Origin of the sequence: Phocaeicola intestinalis, assembly GCF_014837065.1 — a bacterium.
Classification (GTDB): domain Bacteria; phylum Bacteroidota; class Bacteroidia; order Bacteroidales; family Bacteroidaceae; genus Phocaeicola; species Phocaeicola intestinalis.
In genome coordinates this window covers 1-6,072 of record NZ_JACSPP010000100.1, presented here as the reverse complement: position 1 = coordinate 6,072, position 6,072 = coordinate 1, and the positions used below count along the sequence as shown (strand labels likewise).

Annotated in this window: 7 protein-coding genes; 5 read left to right on the top strand and 2 right to left on the bottom strand. The window is 45.4% G+C overall.

Features of this window, described 5'->3' with window-relative positions; genetic code table 11:
- Positions 1–265: 265 nt before the first annotated feature.
- Positions 266–1,072, top strand: a complete 807-nt coding sequence (locus H9625_RS16860; protein ID WP_225226483.1) for a recombinase — start codon at positions 266–268, stop codon at positions 1,070–1,072.
- Positions 1,073–1,146: 74 nt separating this feature from the next.
- Here H9625_RS16860 and H9625_RS16855 read toward each other — a convergent pair whose 3' ends face one another.
- Complete coding sequence (locus tag H9625_RS16855; RefSeq protein WP_191765475.1) at positions 1,147–1,710, bottom strand: Crp/Fnr family transcriptional regulator; 564 nt, start codon at positions 1,708–1,710, stop codon at positions 1,147–1,149.
- A 156-nt stretch (positions 1,711–1,866) separates the two neighbouring features.
- Between H9625_RS16855 and H9625_RS16850 the strand changes: the two genes are divergently transcribed.
- The 4 genes from H9625_RS16850 to H9625_RS16835 all read left to right on the top strand — a co-directional run bounded on the left by H9625_RS16850 (position 1,867) and on the right by H9625_RS16835 (position 5,602).
- A complete protein-coding gene (locus H9625_RS16850; RefSeq protein ID WP_191765473.1) occupies positions 1,867–2,193 on the top strand; it encodes a DMT family transporter in 327 nt (108 codons plus the stop codon).
- Between the two features lie 15 nt (positions 2,194–2,208).
- The gene (locus H9625_RS16845; protein WP_191765476.1) at positions 2,209–3,411 is read left to right on the top strand and encodes an MFS transporter; all 1,203 of its coding nucleotides are present in this window, start codon (positions 2,209–2,211) and stop codon (positions 3,409–3,411) included.
- Between the two features lie 909 nt (positions 3,412–4,320).
- A complete protein-coding gene (locus H9625_RS16840) occupies positions 4,321–4,905 on the top strand; it encodes an immunoglobulin-like domain-containing protein (RefSeq protein ID WP_022041110.1) in 585 nt (194 codons plus the stop codon).
- Between the two features lie 7 nt (positions 4,906–4,912).
- The gene (locus tag H9625_RS16835) at positions 4,913–5,602 is read left to right on the top strand and encodes an SIMPL domain-containing protein (RefSeq protein ID WP_191765471.1); all 690 of its coding nucleotides are present in this window, start codon (positions 4,913–4,915) and stop codon (positions 5,600–5,602) included.
- A 200-nt stretch (positions 5,603–5,802) separates the two neighbouring features.
- Here H9625_RS16835 and H9625_RS16830 read toward each other — a convergent pair.
- On the bottom strand, positions 5,803–6,072 hold a 270-nt coding region (locus H9625_RS16830), incomplete at its 5' end, for a DMT family transporter (protein ID WP_225226482.1).

The following is a 6,072-nucleotide window of genomic DNA, read 5'->3' as shown; positions in this document are numbered from 1 at the left end:
GAGTGGTAAGAATAGATAGCAACTGAACTTATTTGATTTTCGTTATTTTGTTCCATTTATAAACAGAAGAAAGAAAGACATAGATATTCTTTCTTCTGTTCTTATTTTGTACCTTTATTCTACGGAAGGGTTAGCCGAACAAGCAAAGCGATGCAGACCACGGCAAATAGGACAGTTGTCTACTCATTATCCCCAAATGAGGTAATTCTTCTAACTCTTTTGATTGCAAAGAGGAATATCCCTTGTACAGATTTACGCAAAAGCAATGGCGAAATACGGCTTACAGCGTGGCATACGGGGTTCGGAAGCACGGCATACCACCACCGCCCAATACTACCGTGACCTGAAACGGCAGACGGGAGAGCTTGAAGCCAACGTAAGGCAGTTGCAGACCGCACAACAACAGGCTGAACGGCAGCTTGACGAAGTGCGAAAGGAAATCAAGTCGGAGAAGCTGGAAGCCGCCAAGACCGAAGCGAAGACGGCACTCGTGGCAAAGGTCGGTTCTCTTTTGGGCAGCGGCAAGCTAAAAGAACTGGAAGCCGACAACCGCACCCTGCAAGGCGAGGTTGCCGTCCGTAACGAAAGCATCGAACTGTTGCAACGGCAAATGCAGCGGCAGCAGGAGGAACACAGCCGCCAGCTTATGAAACTGCAAGCCAAGCACCACAGGGAAATGGCGGACAAGGAAGCGGAACACCAAAAGGAAGTGTCATTCCTGAAATCCGTTATTCAGAAAGCCAAGAAATGGTTTCCGCTGTTCCAAGAGTTGGTGTATATGGAGAAGTTCTGCCTCAAAGTCGGCTTCAACGAGAAGCAGACTGCCACGCTTATCAGCGGCAAGCCGTTGTTCTACGAGGGCGAACTCTATTCGGAGGAACACAAGCGGAAGTTTAAGACCGAAAGGGCAGGCTTCCAAGTGGTGAAGGACCCGAAAGACAAATCGAAACTCGCACTTGCCATCAACAGGCAACTGATTGGCGAATGGTTCAAGGAGCAGTTCAACAAGCTGTTCTCATCCATTAGGAGGACGGTTGCACCGCACAGAAAGGACAAAGGCTTGGGTTTGTAAACAATGCCAACGGGAGGGTAGCAAGTTTGTGTTTTGGGCAGACCAAAACCGCTTGCTACCCGCTGATTGAAACGTCACTTTATTTGTGCTCTAATCCTGCTCAAGCTCGCTTGTGTGACACCTAAATAGGTTGCGATACTTCCCAATGGTAACCGTTGCAACAAATCAGGCTCTTTCTCTAACAACTCCTTATACCGTTCCGAAGCGATGGCAGACAACATGGAAATCAATCGTTCCTCAGTGGCAAGTAATTCCATTTCCGCATAACGCCGCCCCCAATTGGCGATGTGCAAGTCTTCTGAAAACAATTCTTTCAGTTTTTTTCTTTCCAATACATACAGGACTGAATCCTCCATCAGCTCCATCGTTTCATATCCCGGCTCATCGTTCACGTATCCTTTCATGGAAACGAGAGTCGCCCCTTCCTTGCCGACCCAAAAGGTAATGTCCTTTCCGTCCACCGAAGTATAGGCGCGGACAATGCCTTTCTTGATGAAAAAGATGTCTTTTTCTATCTTGCCATATTCCAACACTTGGAATCCTTTTGGGTATGAGACTTCCGTCAGGCATTGCCGCAACTTGTCCAAAGACGCATCCGGCATGGCATATCTCAGGTTGATGATTTCCTTTATATCCATAAGTCATTTTGTTGTGGTACAAAATTATAAAATAACGCACAGAAACAGATACAAACAGCTGTTTTTTGTCAAATGCAAAATCCGTTTTTACCAAATGTAAAAAACGGTTAGAAATTACTTGCTTACTTTTGCACCCGAATTTAATAAATCATAGGTATGAATTGGATAATTTTATTTTTGGCAGGATTGTTTGAGGTAAGCCTTACATTTTGCTTGGGAAAAACGAGAGAGGCATCAGGTATTGATTTTTATCTGTGGGGAAGCGGTTTCTTGGCTTCCACAGTATTGAGTATGGCATTACTTGCCAAAGCGGTTCAGACTTTGCCATTGGGCACGGCATACGCCATTTGGACGGGTATCGGAGCGGTCGGCACGGTCTTGATTGGGATATTCGTTTTCAAAGAGCCGGCCACTCCCATACGGCTTTTCTTCCTGTTCACGCTCATTGCCTCCTTGATTGGATTGAAAGTTGTGTCATACTGAAAGGAGGAATAAATGATGAAATATGAATTGAGAGAAAACCACGGCATTCCGGCACCTCTGCTGGCTCTGATGGCAGTCGCTACCGGGCTTTCCGTTGCCAACTGCTACTACAACCAGCCTTTGTTGGGCAGCATGGCAAAGGATTTTGGGGTAAGCGACTTTTCTGCCAGCATGGTTGCGACATTGACCCAGATAGGTTATGTAGTCGGACTTGTGTTTGTCATTCCGCTTGGCGATTTGGTTTCACGAAAGCAGCTGATATTGACCAATTATATCATTTCATCGTGCGCATTGCTTGCCATAGCCCTTTCCCCGGACATCTATTGGGTATGGGGTGCATCCTTGCTTGCCGGAGCGTCTTCGGTCATGCCGCAGTTCTTCATCCCGTTGGTGTCTTATCATTCAGCACCCGCACACAAGGTGCGCAACGTGGGGATTATACAGTCCTGTCTGCTAATAGGCATTCTTGGTTCACGGGTATTCAGTGGCTTTCTCGCTGATGTTTGGGGATGGCGTTCCGTTTATTTCGTCGCTTGTGCGTTTATGCTTGGATGCTTTCTTATGATTTACAAGATGCTTCCCGTTCTGCCTGCTCGTTCACGTGAAAATTATGCGGGTCTGATGAAATCCCTGTTGCACCTGTTATCCCAATATCCGTACTTGCGTATCGCTTCTTTGAGGGCGGCGTTGGCTTATGGCTCGTTCTTCGCTTTATGGAGTTGTCTTGCTTTCCGAATGAAGCAAGAGCCTTTCTTCGCGAGTGACGATATTATCGGCGCACTCGGTTTGTGCGGACTGGCAGGTGCATCCACGGTGGTTTTCATCAGCGGCTATATCCAAAAGTATGGCGCAAGGTTTTTCTCTATTGTCGGAGGATGTGTGGTATTGGCTGCATGGTTGTTGGCATTTTTTGGAAATGACAGCTACTTGTGGATGATAATCGCCATCCTTTTGATTGATGCAGGAATGCAATGCATCCATTTGTCAAATCAGACCAGCGTGGTTTCCCTTGACGCATCCGCCATCAACCGAGTCAATACCGTTTATATGACCATCTACTTTCTGGGCGGTTCTGCTGGTACGTTCGTTTCAGGTCTGTTTTGGCAACATTACGGATGGGCAGGCGTGGTAGGAGTAGGAGTTGCCTTTACCGTGGCTTCCTTGTTCGTTAATTGCTTCCAACCAAGACTGCATAAGGATGAATGCTCAATATTCTGACTAAAATAATTTTTGGAATGATTCTTTCAGTCTGAATATTTTTCATACCTTTGTACCGTAAGAGTTTCCCGAACAAGCAAAGCGATGTAGACTGCGGCAATTAGAACGGTTGCCAAATCGAGTACCCAAAAAGCAAGATTGTGAAAAAGAACGTAACTCTCTGAATCACACGTGTAAACTTCCATTTTCTTCTTATCGTTGCCAAGTGGCAAAAAAGCAAAATGCAGCGGATATCGCCACCGTCATCATCCGCACCAGCACCGGTTAGTGGTTGTCGCGGAACAGACTACCGCCACAGAGCAAAACAAGGATGGTATCACCTTTGAAGAATGTTTGGCTATGACAGAACCGGATGCTTATGGAAGCACTGAATGATACGGACATCCTTTCAGCCCTAAAGGATATTCAAAAAAAGACAAATCACTCATTATGCTATCGGTATAGATTTATGCATTTTGTTGATGTCACAATTCCGACATGCTGTCTCCGTCCCGTTCGGCGCACATCACTAAACTGTCTTTATCTCACTCAGATTACTTGAAAGGCTTTCGTTATTATCTTCTTGCCTCAACGCAGATAGCTTCGTCTGGTGTAAGATTAATAATCTTACAGCAGATGCACCTATATGCGTTTGCCGACACACCTATATCCGCGGGCTTCCGCAACCGGCTGCGTCTTGCTATGATACTATTGAATATCCGCAATGAACCCATGTAGGGGCGGGGTTCGCCCGCCTGTATGCACCTACGTGGATGTATTCGGGCAGGCAAACCCTGCCCCTACAGGTAAATGAAAAAGGCGTGTTGCGGCATATTCTTTTTTTCTGAAAAGATATTGCTTTTATTCTGAAAAATAGTGAATAATATTATGTAACTTTGTATTTATCAAACAAAAAGGTGAATATACACTATGAAAAGTATTATCCTGTTTATAACATTATCCAGCGCTATTTGCATAAGTTGTAGCAACAAGCGACAGCAACTACAACCGGAAGCCACACCGGACAAAGAGCCGGCTATAACCGGTGGAAACGATACGGCTACAAACATTCGAATAAGCAGTCAAGATACATTGCCAGACAAGGATACCATTGTCTACGACATACCGGAATGCTGCCTTTGGTACGCCAAAGACTTGCCGGATGAATACAAGGATAAGCCTGTTTCCATGTGGGCGGAACATGCTGTATATTGGGAGAATGTGCACGCCGTCAATATATTTGTATCAAATCCAACGAACGCACAACTATCATTCGGGAGGTATTGGGACATAGATGTTTGGAAGGAAGAGAAATGGGTTTCCCCGGAAATGAAAGTTTCCTGCATGATATGGCCTGATGACGAATTTATAATGCATAAAGGCATGTTGTTGCATTGTTTCCGTTTTCCTGTTGGTAAATATTATCATCTGCCCAAAGGGAAATACCGGATAAGCAAACCCTTCGGCTTGGCAGGAAAGAGTATAGAGTTGAATACAGAATTTGAAATCAAATAGTCTTTTTATGAAAACAAACGTGTTAGCATTAGTTATCAGCCTGTGGGCGACCTTTTCGCTGCAAGCGCAGACAAACGAACGTTACATCGAAGTGACAGGTACATCCGAAATCGAGATTGTTCCCGACAAAATCCATTACCTCATCGAAATCCGCGAATACTTCGAAGAAGAGTTTGACGGGAAATCGAAGCCCGAAGAATACCGTACCAAAGTGCCCTTATCGGAAATAGAACAAGGATTGAGGGATGCACTTACCCAAGCTGGCATCTCGCCCAACGCCGTCCGTACACAAGAAATCGGCGACTATTGGCGCCAGCAAGGACAGGACTTCTTAGTTTCCAAGAGCTTTGACATTACACTGACCGACTTCAATCAGATAAATGAAATAGTCAGGCGAATAGATACAAAAGGCATACACACCATGCGTATAGGCGAGTTGGAAAACAAAGACATGCCGGCATATCACCAAAAAGGAAAAATCGAAGCATTAAAGGCTGCACAACAGAAAGCCGCTTACCTGGTAGAAGCATTGGGCAAGAAATTAGGCAATGTCATACGCATCGTAGAAGAAAGCAGCAACACGGCTTTTCCGTTTGCACAAAGCAATGTGCTTTCTTCCGATGCGGCATCATTCGACAGTTTCCGCACCATCAAGAAGAACTATTCCATCCTCGTGCGTTTTGAAATCATAGATTAGGAACATTTCATCGCAGCGGACACAGAGTTCTACAAAAAGATAACGAATCCGAAAATAGCCTGTGTAGGGGCGTATCGCATACGCCCGAATGAGCCAACTCATCCACGAAGATGTTTTCAGGGCGTATGCGATACGCCCCTACAGAGGATGTTTGCGGTATTCAATTTTTATTGAACGGTAACTTGAAAGAGAATGGCTCATCAATGTGAGACCAGCTTCAATCCGATAATGGAGGCTATCAAAGTAGAGATGAAGAAAAGACGGAGAAAGGATACCGGCTCGTGAAAGAACACGATGCCAAGCACCACTGTACCTACCGCACCAATACCTGTCCACACCGGATAGGCTGTACCGATAGGCAACGTCTGCACTGCCTTTGCCAACAATACCATACTTAGAAGCTGTTTTGAATTTATCGTGCGATGATTTGGGATGAGTTTTTGAGGCATTTTCGCTTCTGTGATGAGGAA

Excerpts from the sequence above, each read along its gene's own strand:
- H9625_RS16860 (WP_225226483.1), top strand. The coding sequence starts at position 266 with ATGGCGAAATACGGCTTACAGCGTGGCATACGGGGTTCGGAAGCACGG.
- H9625_RS16855 (WP_191765475.1), bottom strand. The coding sequence starts at position 1,710 with ATGGATATAAAGGAAATCATCAACCTGAGATATGCCATGCCGGATGCG.
- H9625_RS16850 (WP_191765473.1), top strand. The coding sequence starts at position 1,867 with ATGAATTGGATAATTTTATTTTTGGCAGGATTGTTTGAGGTAAGCCTT.
- H9625_RS16845 (WP_191765476.1), top strand. The coding sequence starts at position 2,209 with ATGAAATATGAATTGAGAGAAAACCACGGCATTCCGGCACCTCTGCTG.
- H9625_RS16840 (WP_022041110.1), top strand. The coding sequence starts at position 4,321 with ATGAAAAGTATTATCCTGTTTATAACATTATCCAGCGCTATTTGCATA.
- H9625_RS16835 (WP_191765471.1), top strand. The coding sequence starts at position 4,913 with ATGAAAACAAACGTGTTAGCATTAGTTATCAGCCTGTGGGCGACCTTT.